This is a genomic window from Streptomyces californicus (assembly GCF_000717645.1).
GTDB classification, from domain to species: domain Bacteria; phylum Actinomycetota; class Actinomycetes; order Streptomycetales; family Streptomycetaceae; genus Streptomyces; species Streptomyces californicus.
Genome location: NZ_JNZZ01000018.1, coordinates 19,021 through 35,531, shown reverse-complemented (window position 1 = coordinate 35,531; position 16,511 = coordinate 19,021). Strand labels below are relative to the sequence as shown.

General features: G+C 71.5%; 16 protein-coding genes. 7 read left to right on the top strand and 9 right to left on the bottom strand.

Going from position 1 to position 16,511, the window contains the following annotated elements; all coding sequences use genetic code 11:
• Window positions 1–101: 101 nt before the first annotated feature.
• Window positions 102–1,091: a COX15/CtaA family protein gene (locus IF19_RS0123430; protein ID WP_030117340.1), complete on the top strand. Its 990-nt coding sequence runs from the start codon at window positions 102–104 to the stop codon at window positions 1,089–1,091.
• Between the two features lie 78 nt (window positions 1,092–1,169).
• Here IF19_RS0123430 and IF19_RS0123425 read toward each other — a convergent pair whose 3' ends face one another.
• Both IF19_RS0123425 and IF19_RS0123420 read right to left on the bottom strand, forming a co-directional pair.
• A complete protein-coding gene (locus tag IF19_RS0123425; protein ID WP_030117339.1) occupies window positions 1,170–1,547 on the bottom strand; it encodes a hypothetical protein in 378 nt (125 codons plus the stop codon).
• A gap of 92 nt (window positions 1,548–1,639) precedes the next feature.
• Window positions 1,640–2,593, bottom strand: coding sequence for a heme o synthase (locus IF19_RS0123420; RefSeq protein ID WP_030739630.1), 954 nt, complete (start codon window positions 2,591–2,593; stop codon window positions 1,640–1,642).
• 286 nt (window positions 2,594–2,879) lie between these two features.
• Here IF19_RS0123420 and tkt point away from each other — a divergent pair, with 286 nt between their 5' ends.
• The 6 genes from tkt to IF19_RS0123390 all read left to right on the top strand — a co-directional run bounded on the left by tkt (window position 2,880) and on the right by IF19_RS0123390 (window position 9,913).
• Window positions 2,880–4,967 carry a transketolase gene (gene tkt, locus IF19_RS0123415; RefSeq protein ID WP_030117337.1) on the top strand — a complete coding sequence of 696 codons (2,088 nt, stop codon included), beginning with the start codon at window positions 2,880–2,882 and terminating at the stop codon, window positions 4,965–4,967.
• A 34-nt stretch (window positions 4,968–5,001) separates the two neighbouring features.
• The gene (tal, locus tag IF19_RS0123410) at window positions 5,002–6,120 is read left to right on the top strand and encodes a transaldolase (RefSeq protein ID WP_030117336.1); all 1,119 of its coding nucleotides are present in this window, start codon (window positions 5,002–5,004) and stop codon (window positions 6,118–6,120) included.
• A gap of 5 nt (window positions 6,121–6,125) precedes the next feature.
• On the top strand, window positions 6,126–7,658 hold the full coding sequence (zwf, locus tag IF19_RS0123405; protein ID WP_030117335.1) for a glucose-6-phosphate dehydrogenase: 1,533 nt from the start codon (window positions 6,126–6,128) through the stop codon (window positions 7,656–7,658).
• The gene (gene opcA / locus IF19_RS0123400) at window positions 7,655–8,695 is read left to right on the top strand and encodes a glucose-6-phosphate dehydrogenase assembly protein OpcA (RefSeq protein ID WP_030117334.1); all 1,041 of its coding nucleotides are present in this window, start codon (window positions 7,655–7,657) and stop codon (window positions 8,693–8,695) included. Before zwf ends, opcA begins: the two co-directional genes overlap by 4 nt.
• Window positions 8,692–9,474 (top strand): 6-phosphogluconolactonase, encoded by a 783-nt coding sequence (gene pgl / locus IF19_RS0123395; RefSeq protein ID WP_030117333.1) that lies wholly within the window; start codon window positions 8,692–8,694, stop codon window positions 9,472–9,474. Before opcA ends, pgl begins: the two co-directional genes overlap by 4 nt.
• A 76-nt stretch (window positions 9,475–9,550) precedes the next feature.
• Window positions 9,551–9,913 carry a VOC family protein gene (locus tag IF19_RS0123390; RefSeq protein WP_030117332.1) on the top strand — a complete coding sequence of 121 codons (363 nt, stop codon included), beginning with the start codon at window positions 9,551–9,553 and terminating at the stop codon, window positions 9,911–9,913.
• An 82-nt stretch (window positions 9,914–9,995) separates the two neighbouring features.
• On the opposite strand, the gene IF19_RS0123385 is transcribed toward IF19_RS0123390, so the two are convergent.
• From IF19_RS0123385 to tpiA, 7 genes are all read right to left on the bottom strand, one after another.
• The gene (locus tag IF19_RS0123385; protein ID WP_030117331.1) at window positions 9,996–10,835 is read right to left on the bottom strand and encodes a poly-gamma-glutamate hydrolase family protein; all 840 of its coding nucleotides are present in this window, start codon (window positions 10,833–10,835) and stop codon (window positions 9,996–9,998) included.
• Between the two features lie 57 nt (window positions 10,836–10,892).
• Entirely contained in the window at window positions 10,893–12,413 is a 1,521-nt protein-coding gene (locus IF19_RS0123380; protein WP_030117330.1) for a PH domain-containing protein, read from the bottom strand.
• Window positions 12,410–12,916, bottom strand: a complete 507-nt coding sequence (locus IF19_RS0123375; RefSeq protein WP_030117329.1) for a PH domain-containing protein — start codon at window positions 12,914–12,916, stop codon at window positions 12,410–12,412. Before IF19_RS0123375 ends, IF19_RS0123380 begins: the two co-directional genes overlap by 4 nt.
• A gap of 4 nt (window positions 12,917–12,920) precedes the next feature.
• The gene (gene pgi / locus IF19_RS0123370) at window positions 12,921–14,585 is read right to left on the bottom strand and encodes a glucose-6-phosphate isomerase (protein WP_030277842.1); all 1,665 of its coding nucleotides are present in this window, start codon (window positions 14,583–14,585) and stop codon (window positions 12,921–12,923) included.
• 351 nt (window positions 14,586–14,936) lie between these two features.
• A complete protein-coding gene (locus IF19_RS0123365; protein ID WP_073217477.1) occupies window positions 14,937–15,272 on the bottom strand; it encodes an RNA polymerase-binding protein RbpA in 336 nt (111 codons plus the stop codon).
• A 109-nt stretch (window positions 15,273–15,381) separates the two neighbouring features.
• Window positions 15,382–15,618 carry a preprotein translocase subunit SecG gene (secG, locus tag IF19_RS0123360; RefSeq protein WP_030118084.1) on the bottom strand — a complete coding sequence of 79 codons (237 nt, stop codon included), beginning with the start codon at window positions 15,616–15,618 and terminating at the stop codon, window positions 15,382–15,384.
• Between the two features lie 115 nt (window positions 15,619–15,733).
• Window positions 15,734–16,510 (bottom strand): triose-phosphate isomerase, encoded by a 777-nt coding sequence (tpiA, locus tag IF19_RS0123355; protein ID WP_030196258.1) that lies wholly within the window; start codon window positions 16,508–16,510, stop codon window positions 15,734–15,736.
• Between the last annotated feature and the right edge of the window lies 1 nt (window position 16,511).

Genomic DNA, 16,511 nt, shown 5'->3' with positions numbered 1-16,511 from the left:
CCTCTGACCGACCGGTGCGTTCTGGGCCGATCGTGGGGATCTTCGCGGCAAGCGGGTACGAACCCACCCCTCGTGAAATCGTGCACAAGCCCCGTCCTACGATGGTCGGCGTGGAAACCCCCATCTCCCTCATCGCCAAGCGCTGGACGCCGTCCACCCGGATGGTGAAGCGCGCCGCGCTCTCCGCCGTCGGGATGAGCGTCTTCATCATCGTCACGGGCGGGGCCGTCCGGCTCACCGGTTCGGGGCTGGGCTGCGACACCTGGCCCAAGTGCACCGACGACAGCCTGTTCGCCACCCCGGAACAGGGCCTGCACGGCGCGATCGAGTTCGGCAACCGCATGCTGGCCTACGTGCTGTCGGCCGCCGTCGGCTGGGCGATCGTCGCCACCAGCTCGATGAAGCCCCGCCGCCGCAAGCTGACCCGGCTGGCCTGGGCGCAGTTCTGGATCGTCCTGGCCAACGCCGTCCTCGGCGGCATCACCGTCTGGGCGGGCCTCAACCCGTGGACGGTGGCCGGGCACTTCCTGCTCGCCAACCTGCTCCTCGCGGTCGCCGTGATCACCTGGGTGCGCGTCGGCGAGGGTGACGGCCCGCCGCGTCCCCGGACCCCGCTCCCGGTGCGCCGCCTGGCCTGGGCGATCGTCGCGACCACGGTGATCCTGATCGTCCTCGGTACCTCCGTGACCGGCTCCGGCAAGCACGCCGGCGACAGCAGCGACGTGCCCCGCATGCCGTGGGACTGGTCGGCCGCCGCCCACGTCCACGCCATCGCCGCCTGGGTGGTCTGCGCCCTGGCCATCGCGATGTGGCTGGCGCTGCGGGTGGTCGACGCGCCCGCCGACACCCGGGCCCGCGCCCGCGACCTGCTGCTCGTCCTGCTCGCCCAGGGCGCGATCGGCTATGTCCAGTACTTCACCGACGTCCCCGAGCTCCTGGTCGGCATCCACATGTTCGGCTCGTCCATCATGTGGATCGCGGTGCTCCGGCTGGCGCTGAGCATGCGCGAGCGCGGCGAGGAGACGCCCGCTCCGGTGCCCGGCCCGTCCTCCGCCGAGCGGCCGGAGACGGCCCCCGCCCCGGCGGGCTGAGCACCTCCCCGTACGGCGAAGGGGGCGGCGGGCACCATGCCCGCCGCCCCCTTTCGCGTACGCGCGCGGCCCCGGGGTTCAGCTGTCGTTGGAGGGGCCGCCCACCTGGATGCCGGCCATCCGGGACCACTCGTACGGGCCGGTGCGGACCTTGAGTGCGAAGTCGCCGTCGAACTCCTCGTGCATCGTGATCCCGGACTTCGCCGCCGCGCCCTGCGCCACCGCGTAGGTCGGGGCCACGAGGTCGCCCCAGGCGCCGTCCTGGCCGACCAGGACGATGCGGGCGCCCGCCTGGCCGATGTAGGCGAGCTGCCCCTCGGCGCCGCCGTGCCGCTTGGCGAAGGCGCCGATCTCGCGGGCGAGCTTCGCCGCCCTGCGCTCGGCGCGCGCCGCCTTCCTGGCGTCCGTCCGTGAGGTCTGCTCCGTGTCCGCTGCGTCTGCTGCCGTCTCTGCCATGGACAGGATGCTACCGACGGGTAGATGAACTGGCGACGGGCGGGTCGCGTGGCTTGTGCCACGCGACCCGCCCGTCGCCGGAAGCGGAGGCGTCAGCGGAGGAAGGGGTCCACCGCGACGGCGAGGAAGAGCAGGGAGACGTAGGTGATGGACCAGTGGAACAGCCGCATCTCCTTGAGCTTGGCCCCGGTCACCCCGGCCTTGGCCCGGTTCTGCAGCCCGTGGGCCTCCCAGAGCCAGGCGCCGCCGGAGAGCAGCGCCACCGCGGTGTAGAACCAGCCCGTGTAGCCCAGCGGGGTGAGGAGCAGCGAGACCGCGACCATCACCCAGCTGTAGAGGACGATCTGCTTGGCGACCACCCGGTTGGAGGCGATGACCGGCAGCATCGGGACGCCGACCCGGGCGTAGTCGTCCTTGACCTTCATCGACAGCGGCCAGTAGTGCGGCGGCGTCCAGAAGAAGATGACGGCGAAGAGGATGACGGCGGCCCAGGAGACCGTGTTCGTCACCGCCGACCAGCCGATGAGGACCGGCATGCAGCCCGCGATGCCGCCCCAGACGATGTTCTGGGAGGTGCGGCGCTTCAGCAGCATCGTGTAGACGACGACGTAGAACAGCAGTGCGCCGAGCGCCAGTGCGGCCGACAGCCAGTTGACGAGCAGCCCGAACCAGACCGTCGAGACCACCGCGAGGGAGATGCCGAAGGCGAGGCACTCACGCGGCGTGACCATGCCCGTGACCAGCGGGCGCTGGGACGTGCGGTCCATCAGCGCGTCGATGTCGCGGTCGATGTACATGTTGAGCGCGTTCGCGCCGCCGGCGGAGAGATATCCCCCGATGGTGGTGGTGAGAACGAGCCACAGATCGGGTACACCCTGAGCGGCCAGGAACATCACCGGAACGGTGGTGATGAGCAGCAGCTCGATGATCCGTGGCTTGGTAAGCGCCACGAATGCCTTGACGCGGGCCCCGAGCGGGCGATGGCCCCCTGGGCTGGGAGTCAAGGCGACCCCTGCGGGTCGGGACTCGACGGCCGTCACGCACACCCCTGACAGAGAAATCCCAGCAAGCTCCGGGCCGGTGGGGCCCGGTGAAGACTTGCGCGAACTCGACCACTCTAGACGTTGGGGATACGCCCTCCTTCGCGGGGGTGGGGTCGTGTTGGGGGTGACTGTCCGCCGGATGCGCGTTCCGCCGGGAGGCGAACTCCGTACGCCGCCCACACCCTGGAAAGCACACGGAAACCGTGCCTGTCGACGGGGGTAGGCTCGACAGCGCCCGGTGCGGTAACAGTCACCGGTTTACGACAGTGGAGAGGAGCCCTGACTCAGGGTGAGCATCAAGCCGACCACCACAGACCTCCAGTGGACCGATGTGGACCAGCGGGCCGTGGACACCGCCCGTGTTCTCGCCGCGGACGCCGTACAGAAAGTCGGAAACGGCCACCCGGGCACGGCGATGAGCCTCGCGCCTGCCGCCTACACCCTCTTCCAGAAGGTGATGCGGCACGACCCCGCGGACGCCGAGTGGACCGGCCGCGACCGGTTCGTCCTCTCCGCAGGGCACTCCAGCCTGACCCTCTACATCCAGCTCTACCTGGCCGGCTACGGCCTGGAGCTGGACGACCTGAAGGCCTTCCGCACCTGGGGCTCGAAGACCCCGGGCCACCCGGAGTACGGCCACACCACCGGCGTCGAGACCACGACCGGCCCGCTCGGCCAGGGCGTCGCCAACGCGGTGGGCATGGCGATGGCCGCCCGCTACGAGCGCGGCCTGTTCGACCCCGAGGCGGCCCCCGGCACCTCCCCCTTCGACCACATGGTGTGGGTCATCGCGGGTGACGGCTGCCTCCAGGAGGGCATCTCGGCCGAGGCGTCCTCGCTCGCCGGCCACCAGAAGCTGGGCAACCTGGTCCTCCTCTGGGACGACAACCACATCTCCATCGAGGGCGACACGGAGACCGCGGTCTCCGAGGACACCCTCAAGCGGTACGAGGCGTACGGCTGGCACGTCCAGCGCGTCGACCAGCTGCCCAGCGGCGACCTCGACCCGGCGGGGCTGTACGCGGCGCTGCAGGCGGCCAAGGCCGAGACCGAGCGCCCCTCGTTCATCGCGGCCCGCTCGATCATCGCCTGGCCCGCCCCGAACGCGCAGAACACCGAGGCCGCGCACGGCTCGGCGCTCGGCGACGACGAGGTCGCGGCGACCAAGCGGGTCCTCGGCTTCGACCCGGAGCAGGCCTTCGAGGTCTCCGACGAGGTCATCGGCCACACCCGCGAGGCCCTGGACCGCGGCCGCGAGGCCCGCGCCGAGTGGGACAAGGCGTTCGCCGCGTGGCGCACGGCCAACCCGGAGCGCGCCGCCGCGTTCGACCGGATCTCCGCGGGCGAGCTGCCCGAGGGCTGGGAGGAAAAGCTCCCCGTCTTCGAGCCCGGCAAGTCCCTGGCCACCCGCGCCGCCTCCGGCAAGGTGCTCCAGGCCCTCGGCGAGACCGTGCCCGAGCTGTGGGGCGGCTCCGCCGACCTGGCCGGCTCGAACAACACCACGATCGACACGACGTCGTCGTTCCTCCCCGCGGGCAACCCGCTGCCGGAGGCCGACCCGTACGGCCGGACGATCCACTTCGGCATCCGCGAGCACGCCATGGCCGCCGCCATGAACGGCATCGCGCTGCACGGCAACACGCGTATCTACGGCGGCACCTTCCTGGTGTTCTCCGACTACATGCGCAACGCGGTGCGGCTCTCCGCGCTGATGCACCTGCCGGTGACGTACGTGTGGACGCACGACTCGATCGGCCTCGGCGAGGACGGCCCGACCCACCAGCCGGTCGAGCACCTGGCCTCGCTGCGCGCCATCCCGGGCCTGAGCATCGTGCGCCCGGCCGACGCCAACGAGACCGCCATCGCCTGGCGCGAGATCCTGCGCCGCTACACCAAGGTGTTCGGCAAGGGCACCCCGCACGGTCTGGCGCTGACCCGCCAGGGCGTGCCGACGTACGAGGCGAACGAGGACGCGGCCAAGGGCGGGTACGTCCTGTTCGAGGCGGAAGGCGGCGAGCCGCAGGTGCTGCTCATCGCGACCGGCTCCGAGGTGCACGTCGCCGTCGAGGCGCGCGAGCAGCTCCAGGCCGCCGGTGTGCCGACGCGCGTGGTCTCGATGCCGTCCGTCGAGTGGTTCGAGGAGCAGGATCAGGGTTACAAGGACAGCGTCCTGCCGCCGTCGGTGAAGGCGCGGGTCGCCGTCGAGGCCGGTATCGGCCTCACCTGGTACCGGTACGTGGGCGACGCGGGCCGGATCGTCTCGCTGGAGCATTTCGGGGCCTCGGCGGACGCCAAGGTGCTGTTCCGCGAGTTCGGCTTCACGCCCGAGCACGTGGCCGCCGCGGCGCGGGAATCTCTCGACGCCGCCGCACGCTGACGCCGGTAGACACCACTAGTAGGAGATGCAACTCATGACAGACGCACTCAAGCGCCTCTCCGACGAGGGCGTGGCGATCTGGCTCGACGATCTGTCGCGCAAGCGGATCACGTCCGGCAACCTGGCCGAGCTGATCGACCAGAGCCACGTCGTCGGCGTCACCACCAACCCGTCGATCTTCCAGAAGGCGATCTCGCAGGGCGACGGCTACGAGCAGCAGCTCACCGACCTCGCCGCCCGCAAGGTCACCGTCGAGGAAGCGGTCCGCATGATCACGACGGCGGACGTCCGCGACGCCGCCGACATCCTGCGGCCGGTCTTCGACGCGACCGACGGCCAGGACGGCCGGGTCTCCATCGAGGTGGACCCGCGCCTGGCCCACAACACCCTGGCCACCGTCGCCGAGGCCAAGCAGCTGGCCTGGCTGGTGGACCGGCCGAACACGCTCATCAAGATCCCGGCCACCGAGGCAGGCCTCCCGGCGATCACCGAGACGATCGGCCGGGGCATCAGCGTCAACGTGACACTGATCTTCTCGCTGGAGCGCTACCGCGCGGTCATGGACGCCTACCTGGCGGGCCTGGAGAAGGCCAAGGCCGCGGGCCTGGACCTCTCCACGATCCACTCGGTGGCCTCGTTCTTCGTCTCCCGCGTGGACACCGAGATCGACAAGCGCCTGGACGCGATCGGCTCCGACGAGGCGAAGGTCGCCAAGGGCAAGTCCGCCCTGGCCAACGCGCGCCTGGCCTACGAGGCGTACGAGGAGGTCTTCTCCTCCGACCGCTGGGCGGCTCTGGACAAGGCGCAGGCCAACAAGCAGCGTCCGCTGTGGGCCTCGACCGGTGTCAAGGACCCGTCGCTGAAGGACACCCTGTACGTCGACGACCTGGTGGCGCCGAACACGGTCAACACCATGCCGGAGGCGACCCTGGAAGCGGTGGCCGACCACGGCGAGATCACCGGCAACACCGTCGCCGGCGGCTACGACCGGGCGCGCGCCGACCTCGACGCCATCAAGAAGCTCGGCATCTCGTACGACGAGGTCGTGCAGCTGCTGGAGGACGAGGGCGTCGAGAAGTTCGAGGCGTCCTGGAACGACCTGCTCAAGTCGACCGAGGCGGAGCTGTCGCGCCTCGCCCCCTCGGAGGGCTGACCACTTTGTCTGCTGTTCCCGGAGCCAACCCGCTCCGTGACGCACAGGACCGACGGCTCCCGCGTATCGCGGGGCCGTCGGGCCTGGTCATCTTTGGCGTCACGGGCGATTTGTCCCGTAAAAAGCTGATGCCCGCCGTCTACGACCTGGCCAACCGCGGCCTGCTGCCGCCGGGCTTCTCGCTCATCGGCTTCGCGCGCCGCGACTGGGAGGACGAGGACTTCGCCCAGGTCGTCCACGACGCCGTCAAGGAGCACGCGCGCACGCCGTTCCGCGAGGAGGTCTGGCAGCAGCTCATCCAGGGGATGCGCTTCGTCCAGGGCAACTTCGACGACGACGAGGCGTTCGAGACGCTCAAGGCCACCATCCAGGAGCTGGACCAGGCGCAGGGCACCGGCGGCAACTACGCCTTCTACCTGTCCGTGCCGCCGAAGTTCTTCCCCAAGGTCGTCCAGCAGCTCAAGAAGCACGGCCTGGCGGACCAGAAGGAGGGCTCCTGGCGGCGCGCCGTCATCGAGAAGCCCTTCGGCCACGACCTGGCCAGCGCGCAGGAGCTCAACCAGCTCGTGCACGACGTCTTCCCGCCCAACGAGGTCTTCCGGATCGACCACTACCTGGGCAAGGAGACGGTCCAGAACATCCTGGCGCTGCGGTTCGCCAACACGATGTTCGAGCCCATCTGGAACCGGTCCTACGTCGACCACGTCCAGATCACGATGGCCGAGGACATCGGCATCGGCGGCCGGGCCGGCTACTACGACGGCATCGGCGCCGCCCGCGACGTCATCCAGAACCACCTGCTCCAGCTGCTGGCGCTGACCGCGATGGAGGAGCCCGGCTCCTTCCACCCGAAGGCCCTGGTCGCCGAGAAGCTCAAGGTGCTCACCGCCGTCGAGCTGCCCGAGGACCTGGGCCTGCACACCGTGCGCGCCCAGTACGAGCACGCCTGGCAGGGCGGGCAGGAGGTCCTCGGCTACTGCGAGGAGGACGGCATCGACCCCAAGTCGACGACCGACACCTACGCGGCGATCAAGCTGACGATCAACAACCGCCGCTGGGCGGGCGTCCCGTTCTACCTCCGTACCGGCAAGCGGCTCGGCCGCCGGGTCACGGAGATCGCGGTCGTCTTCAAGCGCGCGCCCTACCTGCCCTTCGAGTCGGGCGCGACCGAGGAGCTGGGCGGCAACGCCCTGGTCATCCGGGTCCAGCCGGACGAGGGCGTCACCGTGCGCTTCGGCTCCAAGGTGCCGGGCACCTCGATGGAGGTCCGGGACGTCACGATGGACTTCGCGTACGGCGAGTCGTTCACGGAGTCCAGCCCGGAGGCGTACGAGCGGCTCCTCCTGGACGTCCTGCTCGGCGACGCCAACCTCTTCCCGCGCCACCAGGAGGTCGAACTCTCCTGGACGATCCTCGACCCGATCGAGGAGTACTGGGCCGAGCACGGCAAGCCGGCGAAGTACCCGGCGGGCACCTGGGGCCCGGCGGAGGCCGACGAGATGCTCGCACGTGACGGACGGAGCTGGAGGCGGCCATGAAGATCGATCTCACGGAAACCACATCCAGCAAGATCAACCAGGCGCTGGTCTCGGCCCGTCGGGCGATCGGCACCCCCGCCATCGGCATGGTGCTCACGCTGGTCGTCGTCACCGACGAGGAGAACGCGTACGACGCGCTCAAGTCGGCCGGTGATGCCTCCCGCGAGCACCCCTCGCGGATCATCGCGGTGATCAAGCGGGTCAGCCGCTCCCCGCGGGCCCGCCGCGACGCCCGGCTCGACGCCGAGGTCCGGGTCGGTTCCGACGCGGGCACCGGCGAGACCGTGGTGCTGCGGCTCCACGGCGAGCTGGCCAACCACGCCCAGTCGGTCGTCCTGCCGCTGCTGCTGCCGGACGCCCCGGTCGTGGTGTGGTGGCCCGAGGACGCGCCCTCCGACCCGGCGAAGGACCCGCTCGGGGCGCTGGCCCAGCGGCGGATCACCGACACCTACTCGGCGGAGCTGCCGCTGGAGGAGCTGGCGGTGCGGGCGGCGACGTACAGCCCCGGCGACACGGACCTGGCCTGGACCCGGATCACCCCGTGGCGTTCGATGCTGGCCGCCGCGCTGGACCAGCAGCCGGCCGAGGTCATCGGCGCGACCGTCGAGGGCGAGAGCGACAACCCGAGCTGCGAGCTGCTCGCCATGTGGCTCGCGGACCGGCTCGACGTACCGGTGGAGCGCACCATCTCCGAAGGCCCCGGTCTCACGGCGGTCCGGATGGAGACGAAGAACGGCGTCATCGTCCTGGACCGGGCCGACGGTTCGCTGGCCACGCTCTCCATGCAGAACCAGCCGGACCGGGCGGTGGCGCTCAAGCGGCGTGACACCGCCGAGCTGCTGGCGGAGGAGCTGCGCCGGCTCGACCCGGACAACACCTACGCCTCGGCGGTGAAGTTCGGCGTGGACCGGCTGCACGCGGGCGGCGAGGTCAAGGCCGCGCCGATCGAGGGACCGGTGGAGAAGGCGGACAAGGCGGCCGAGGCCAAGGCCCCGGCCGCGAAGAAGGCCCCGGCCAAGAAGGCGGCGTCGAAGTGACCCCTCCCCAACTGGTCGTCCACCGCGACAAGGAGCTGATGGCCCAGGCCGCGGCGGCCCGGCTGATCACGAAGATCGTGGACGCCCAGGCGTCCCGGGGCCACGCCTCGGTGGTGCTGACCGGCGGGCGCAACGGCAACGGCCTGCTGGCCGCCCTCGCCGCCGCGCCCGCCCGGGACGCGGTCGACTGGTCGCGCCTGGACCTGTGGTGGGGCGACGAGCGGTTCCTGCCCGAGGGCGACCCGGAGCGCAATGTCACCCAGGCCCGTGAGGCGCTGCTCGACGCGGTGCCGCTGGACCCGGCGCGGGTGCACGCGATGCCAGCGTCCGACGGTCCGTACGGCGACGACGCGGACACGGCGGCGGCCGCCTACGCGGCGGAGCTGGCCGAGGCGGCGGAGCCCGAGGACCACGGGCCGGTGCCCGCGTTCGACGTGCTGATGCTGGGCGTCGGCCCGGACACGCATGTGGCCTCGCTCTTCCCGGAGCTGCCCGCGGTACGGGAGACCGAGCGCACCGTGGTCGGTGTGCACGGGGCGCCCAAGCCGCCGCCGGTCCGGATCTCGCTCACCCTGCCCGCGATCCGCGCGGCGCGCGAGGTGTGGCTGCTGGCGGCGGGCGAGGACAAGGCGGAGGCGGCGGCGATCGCGCTGTCCGGCGCCGGGGAGATCCAGGCCCCGGCGGCGGGCGCGTACGGCCGCGGCCGCACGCTGTGGCTGCTGGACGCGGCGGCGGCCTCGCGGCTGCCGCGCGCGCTGTATCCCCCGGCGTCCGCCTGATCGGCGGAACACCCCCCGAAGGCCCGGCCCGCTCTTCCCGAGCGGGCCGGGCCTTCGGCGTGAAAGGCTCACGCCCATGGTGCATATCGGAACCGTGGTGATGGGTGCGACGGACGTGGCGCGGGCCGCCGCCTTCTGGAAGGCGGCGCTCACCTACACCGAGCGCGAGCCGGGGACGGACGGCTGGGTGGTGCTGGTCCCGGTCGAGGGTCCGGGCGTCGGCGTGGCTCTGGGGCGCTCCACGTCCCCGGTGCAGGAGGTCCCCCGGGTCCACCTCGACCTCTACTCCGACACCCAGGAGGCCGAGGTGGAGCGGCTGATCGGGCTCGGGGCGACCAGGGTCGCGTGGGACCTGTACCCGCCGGACCCGGACTTCGTGGTCCTCGCCGACCCCGAGGGCAACCGCTTCTGCGTCATCGACACGACGCACGGCGGCTGAGGACGGGCCGGGCCCGGGGCGTTTCCCGGGGAATGCCCCGGGCACGGCTCCAGCAGCCCCGGTACGGGCCCGGCGGGCCGGGTCAGAGGACGACCTGGTCCGTTCCCTGCTCCAGCTTCGTGATCGCGGCCCGGCAGGCGCCGACGAAGCGGTCGAAGACCGGGGTGGTGCTGCCGGCCCGGCCCGCACGGGTGTTGTCGGTGAACATGGCGGCGCGCAGCTCCGTGGTGAGCTCCAGTTGGCCGCCCTTGGCCAGCATGGTGCGGTTGACCGGGTTGGCCGGATTGACCCCGGCCAGGTCGGGCGTCTCGTCGCCGTCGCGCCAGGCGATGCCGACCGCGTCGAACTCGGCCTTGAGCAGGGTCCTGAAGCGGATGTTCAGGCCCCCGACGACGACCGCCTGCGGGACGGTGCCCGCCTGGGCCGCCGTACAGCCGTGCAGGCTCAGGACGTTGAGGCTGCTCGCGGCCATGGAGAGGGCGACGTGGTCGTCGCAGTTCTTCGCGGTGACGTGGAGGTCCCGGTTGCCGGAGGCGCGCAGCCCCTCGAACATCCAGTAGTCGAAGACCCCGTGGCCGTCCGTCAGCGGGGCGAGGGTGGCCGGGTGGTAGCCGGCGATGGCGAGGCAGAGCTCGGAGGTGCCGACCTCGATGCCGCCGCCGTGCAGGGCCATGACGGTGGTCCGGTTGTACGGGAACCTCTGCGGGAGCGAGTGGTCGACGTACTCGTGTCTGCGGTAGCGGCGGGCGAATTCGACGCCCTCCTGGCCGGCGAGCTTCTTGTAGAGGTCGGTGTTGGAGGCGTAGACGTCCAGGTCACCCGTGGCGTGGGCGTCGGTCGCGGTGAGCGTGGTCAGCAGGGGCCCGCTGACGGCCGCGGTGGCGAGGGCGGTGAGGACGGTACGGCGGCTGGTGGAGTTCATGATCGATATCGTCGCCGTCCCGGGCCCGGCTGCCCAGGGGGTCTCCTGTGCCGTCCGTCACGGTCCCGAGGACGGCGCCCCGCGCTCCAGGAACGGCTCCAGCAGCCCCGGTACGGCCTCGGCGGCGAAGGTCAGGCCCTCGGACGCGTCGGCGTCGTACGCGGTGTACGCGCCGCCGCCCGCCGCCGTGGTGGCCGTGACGCTCAGCAGTCCGGCGCGGCGCTGGAACACCGACTGCTTGACCGTCCAGCCGATCACCCCGGCCCGTTCGAGCGCGGCCGTCGAGCGGCGGACCGTACCGGAGCGGGTGACCAGGTAGCGGCCGGAGAGCGCGTGGCCGAGCCCCCGGTACGCGTCCAGGGCGAGCACCACCGCCACGGGGACGGCCACCGCCGCGCAGCCGAGCGCGATCCACAGCAGTACGGGGGTGAGCAGCGCGCCGAGCAGGGCCAGGAGCAGGACCGGGCCGAGGGCCGCGGCGAGCGCCCAGCGCAGCCGGCGGCCCCGGGCGGCGCGCGGGTGCGGGGTGAGCGCCGCGCCGGTCGGGGCGACCGCCTCGCGCAGGACGTCGGCGGCGACGACGTCCGCCCGCTTCCTGGGCGCGGCCGGCAGCAGGGTGTTGTGGTCGGCGTTCCTGGCCTCGTGGTCCTTGGCGAGGCCCGTGGTGACGGCGTCGAGGCGGGCCGCGCCGAACAGCCGGACGCCCAGCGGTTCGACCAGGTCGACGCCGCGCAGCCGGGCCTCCTCGACGGAGATGGACCGCGAGGTGAACAGTCCGCGCCGGACCCGCAGGGTGCCGCCGGGCTCGCGCTCCAGGCGGTAGTTCCACCACATCTCGATCCAGAGGCCGAGCGCGCCGACGACGCCGGAGACCAGGGCGGCGAGGACCAGGGCGACGATCGTCCAGAGCAGCGGCGTCTCGCGGAAGCGGTCACCGATCCACGCGATGACGTCGGCCCGGGCGCCGACCCAGTCGCTGACCTGGAGCACGGCGCCGGCGGCGGCCCCGCCGAGCATGGGGGCGACGAAGGAGACCGGGGCGTAGCGGATCCAGCGGGGGTCGAGGACGGCCAGCTCGCCCTCGCGGTGGACGCCCGCCGGCGCGGTGACGGCGCGCTCCAGCAGGACGCGGCGCAGCCGTTCGCCCTCGGCGCGGGTGACCGGGTCCAGTTCGAGGGTGGACTCCGAGCCCTGTTCGCCGGTGCCGATCCGGACGGTGACCAGGCCGAGGAGGCGCAGCATCGGGTTGGCGGTGAGGTCGACGGTGCGGATGCGGCCGCGGGCCAGGGAGCGGCGCTTGACGATCAGGAGGCCGGTGTGGAGGTCGACGCGCTCCGGACCGATCCGGTAGCGGGTGCGGTGCCAGCGGACCCGGTCGGCGCCCGCCGCCGCCCCGATCACCAGGACGGCGGCGGCGAGCACCCAGAGCACGGCGGCCGGGAGGCCGAGCCATCCGGCCAGGCCGAGCGTCGTGGGGACGGCCGCGCCCGCGACGACCCCGGCCACGACGAGGGCGGTGACCAGGACCGTACGGGGGTCGAGGCGGTGCCAGTCGGCGGGCGGGGCGGCGGTGCTCATGTGGCGTCGCCGGGGGTGTCGCGGGTGATGCGGGTGAGCCGCCGGGCGAGGTCGGCGGCCACCTCGTGGTCCAGCCCCTCGATCCGTACGGCGCCCTTGGCTGAGGCGGTGGTGACGGTGACCGTGGCCAGCCGGAAGAGCTGCTCCAGCGGGCCCCGTACGGTGTCCACGGTCTGGATCCGGGACATCGGGGCGATCCGCCACTCCTGCCGGAAGTACCCGGTGCGGACGTAGACCGCCTCCTCGGTGATCTCCCACCGGTGCGTGCGGAACCACCACAGGGGGAGGAGGACGGCGGTGGCCGTGCCCGCCGCGGCCAGGACCGCGGCGGGCAGCAGCAGCCAGAACCGGGCGGGCGCGATCAGCGCGCCCAGGACCACGAGCGGTACGACGGGCGCGGCCGTCAGCAGCAGCCACTGGGTCCGCCACCAGCCGACGGCGCGGCCGTCCAGCGTGTTGCGCGGCGGCCGCAGCCGTACCGCCGTCCCCTCCCCCTCGGTCATCGGGTCAGCGCCCCCGCAGCGTGCGGTAGGCGTCGACCAGGGCCGCGGTGGAGCTGTCGAGCTGCTCGTCGGCGCCGGCCGCCGTGCCCTCCCCGGTCAGCAGCGGTTCGATCTTCTTGGCGAGGACCTTGCCGAGTTCGACGCCCCACTGGTCGAAGGAGTCGATGTTCCAGACGGCGCCCTGGACGAAGACCTTGTGCTCGTACAGCGCGATGAGCTGGCCGAGGACCGAGGGCGTCAGCTTGTCGGCGAGGATCGTCGTCGTGGGGTGGTTGCCCCGGAACGTCTTGTGCGGGACCAGTTCCTCGGGCACGCCCTCGGCCCGGACCTCCTCGGGCGTCTTGCCGAAGGCGAGGGCCTGGGTCTGCGCGAAGAAGTTGGCCATCAGCAGGTCGTGCTGGGCGATCAATCCGGGCAGCAGGTCGTGGACGGGGGCGGCGAAGCCGATGAAGTCCGCCGGGACCAGCTTGGTGCCCTGGTGGATCAACTGGTAGTACGCGTGCTGCCCGTTGGTGCCGGGGGTGCCCCAGACGACCGGCCCGGTCTGCCACTCGACGCGGTCGCCCTCGCGGTCGACGGACTTGCCGTTGGACTCCATGTCGAGCTGCTGGAGGTACGCGGTGAACTTGGACAGGTAGTGGCTGTACGGGAGCACCGCGTGCGACTGGGCGTCGAAGAAGTTGCCGTACCAGACGCCGAGGAGGCCCATCAGGAGCGGGGCGTTCTCCTCGGCGGGGGCGGTGCGGAAGTGCTCGTCGACGAGGTGGAAGCCCTCCAGCATCTCGCGGAAGCGGTCCGGGCCGATGGCGACCATCAGGGAGAGGCCGATCGCGGAGTCGTAGCTGTAGCGGCCGCCGACCCAGTCCCAGAACTCGAACATGTTGGCCGTGTCGATGCCGAACTCCTCGACCTTCTCGGCATTGGTCGACAGGGCCACGAAATGCTTCGCGACGGCGTCCTGACCGGCCCTCAGCTCGGTCAGCAGCCAGTCCCGGGCGGAGGTGGCGTTGGTGATGGTCTCGATCGTCGTGAACGTCTTGGACGCGATGACGAACAGCGTCTCGGCCGGGTCGAGGTCTCGGACGGCCTCGTGGAGGTCGGCGCCGTCGACGTTGGAGACGAAGCGGAGGGTGAGGTCGCGGTCCGTGAAGGAGCGCAGCACCTCGTAGGCCATGGCGGGGCCGAGGTCGGAGCCGCCGATGCCGATGTTGACGATGTTCTTGACCGGCTTGCCGGTGTGGCCGGTCCACTCGCCGGCCCGGACCTTGTCCGCGAAGGCGGCCATCTTGTCGAGCACGGCGTGCACGGCGGGCACGACGTTCTCGCCGTCCACCTCGATGACCGCGTCGCGCGGGGCGCGGAGCGCGGTGTGCAGGACAGCCCGGTCCTCGGTGGTGTTGATCTTCTCGCCGCGGAACATGGCGTCCCGCAGCTCCGCTACCCCGGTGGCGGCGGCCAGCTCGCGCAGCAGGCGCAGCGTCTCGTCGGTGACCAGGTGCTTGGAGTAGTCGAGGTGGAGGTCGCCGACCCGCAGGGTGTAGGCGGTGCCCCGGTCGGGCTGCCGCGCGAACAGCTCGCGCAGCTGGGGCGCGCCGAGCTCCTCACGGTGCTTGGCGAGAGCCGTCCACTCGGGCGTCTGGTTGAGCTTGGTTCGGCTTGCTGCGTTCATCCCGGATATCAGCCCACTTCTTCTCGTTGCTCAGCATCCCCGCTGCCCTTCCAACCTAATTGATCGAGGTGGCCGGCGGCGGTGGCGGTGGGCCGGTGGCGCGGGAACGCGACACGGCCGGACACCCGCGGGGGTGTCCGGCCGTGCGAAGGTGGTGGGTGCGGTGCTAGGGCCTGTCTGACCATTCCCGTCGTCGCCCGTAGGGCGGCCGCGCGGCGTCAGGTGCGTGCTCTCGGCGTGCCGCCTCCAGGCCCTCGTACTGGACGTACTCGGGTCTGGGGCCGGTGCGGCGAGAGTGCGTGCATGGCGTCGTGAGGCAGACGGGAATGGTCAGACAGGCCCTAGGAGGCGTCAGATCTCGCCGCGGAGCTTGGCGAGGGCCTCGGCGAGGATGGCCTCGCCGTCCTCGTCGCTGCGCCGCTCGCGTACGTACGCCAGGTGCGTCTTGTACGGCTCGGTGCGCGGCGGGTCGGGCGGGCTGTCCTTGTCCTGGCCGGCCGGGAAGCCGCAGCGTGGGCAGTCCCAGGTGTCCGGCACCTGCGCGTCATGGGCGAAGCTCGGCTGCGTCTCGTGCCCGTTCGAGCACCAGAAGGAGATGCGGAGACGCGGCGCGGACTCGCCCCGCTCGGCCTCCCCCATCGGCCCCGCTCCGACCCGGCTTCCCCGGATCGCGTTGCCACTTGCCACGGTCGTAACTCCCTGCGTGATGGTGCGCGAGCGATGCCCCAGTCTACGTAAGGCCCAACGCGCGTCCAGTGAAAGGAGTTACACGCTCACCGGATGCGCCGGCGGCGCGTCAGCCGTCCAGCTTGATGAGCAGGCCGAGGACGACGATGCACGCGAACCAGATCAGGCCGACCACGACGGTGATCCGGTCGAGGTTGCGCTCGGCGACCGAGGAGCCACCGACGGAGGACTGCATTCCGCCACCGAACATGTCGGAGAGGCCGCCGCCCTTGCCCTTGTGCATGAGCACCAGCAGCATCAGCAGCAGGCTGAAGACGATCAGAGCGATCTGGAACGCCAAAACCACGGCTGGTCCCTACTTTCCGGAATTCTTGACTACTGCGTGTACGTGCACCGGGGGCCGAAGGGCGCTAGCCCCTCCGGCCCCCGCAAGGGTACGACGGATCCGCGCTACCGCATACTCACTGGTCGCGGAAGCGGACGATCTTGACGAACTCGTCGGCGTCCAGTGCCGCGCCGCCCACCAGGGCGCCGTCCACGTCGGGCTGCGCCATGATGGCGGCGACGTTGCCGGACTTCACCGAGCCGCCGTACTGGATGCGGACGGCGTCGGCCAGCTCCCGCGAGTACAGCTCGGCCAGCCGGCCGCGGATCGCGCCGCAGACCTCCTGGGCGTCCTCGGGGGTGGCGACCTCGCCGGTGCCGATGGCCCAGACCGGCTCGTAGGCGATGACGATCGTCTCGGCCTGCTCGGCCGGGACGTCCTTCAGCCCGCCGTCGAGCTGCGCGAGCGTGTACGCGACCTGGTCGCCGGCCTTGCGGACGTCCAGGCCCTCGCCGACGCAGAGGATCGGGGTCAGGCCGTGCTGGTAGGCGGCCTTCACCTTGGCGTTGCAGATCTCGTCGCTCTCGCCGTGGTACTGGCGGCGCTCGCTGTGGCCGACGGCCACGTAGGTGCAGCGCAGCTTGGCGAGCATGGAGCCGGAGATCTCACCGGTGTACGCGCCGGACTCGTGCGCGGAGATGTCCTGGGCGCCGTACTTGATCTTCAGCTTGTCGCCGTCGACCAGGGTCTGTACGGAGCGCAGGTCGGTGAAGGGCGGGAGGACGGCGACCTCGACGTCCTCGTAGTCCTTCTCCGTCAGCGCGAAGGCGAGCTTCTGGACGTGGGCGATGGCCTCGAGGTGGTTGAGGTTCATCTTCCAGTTGCCCGCCATCAGCGGGGTGCGGGTGGTCATG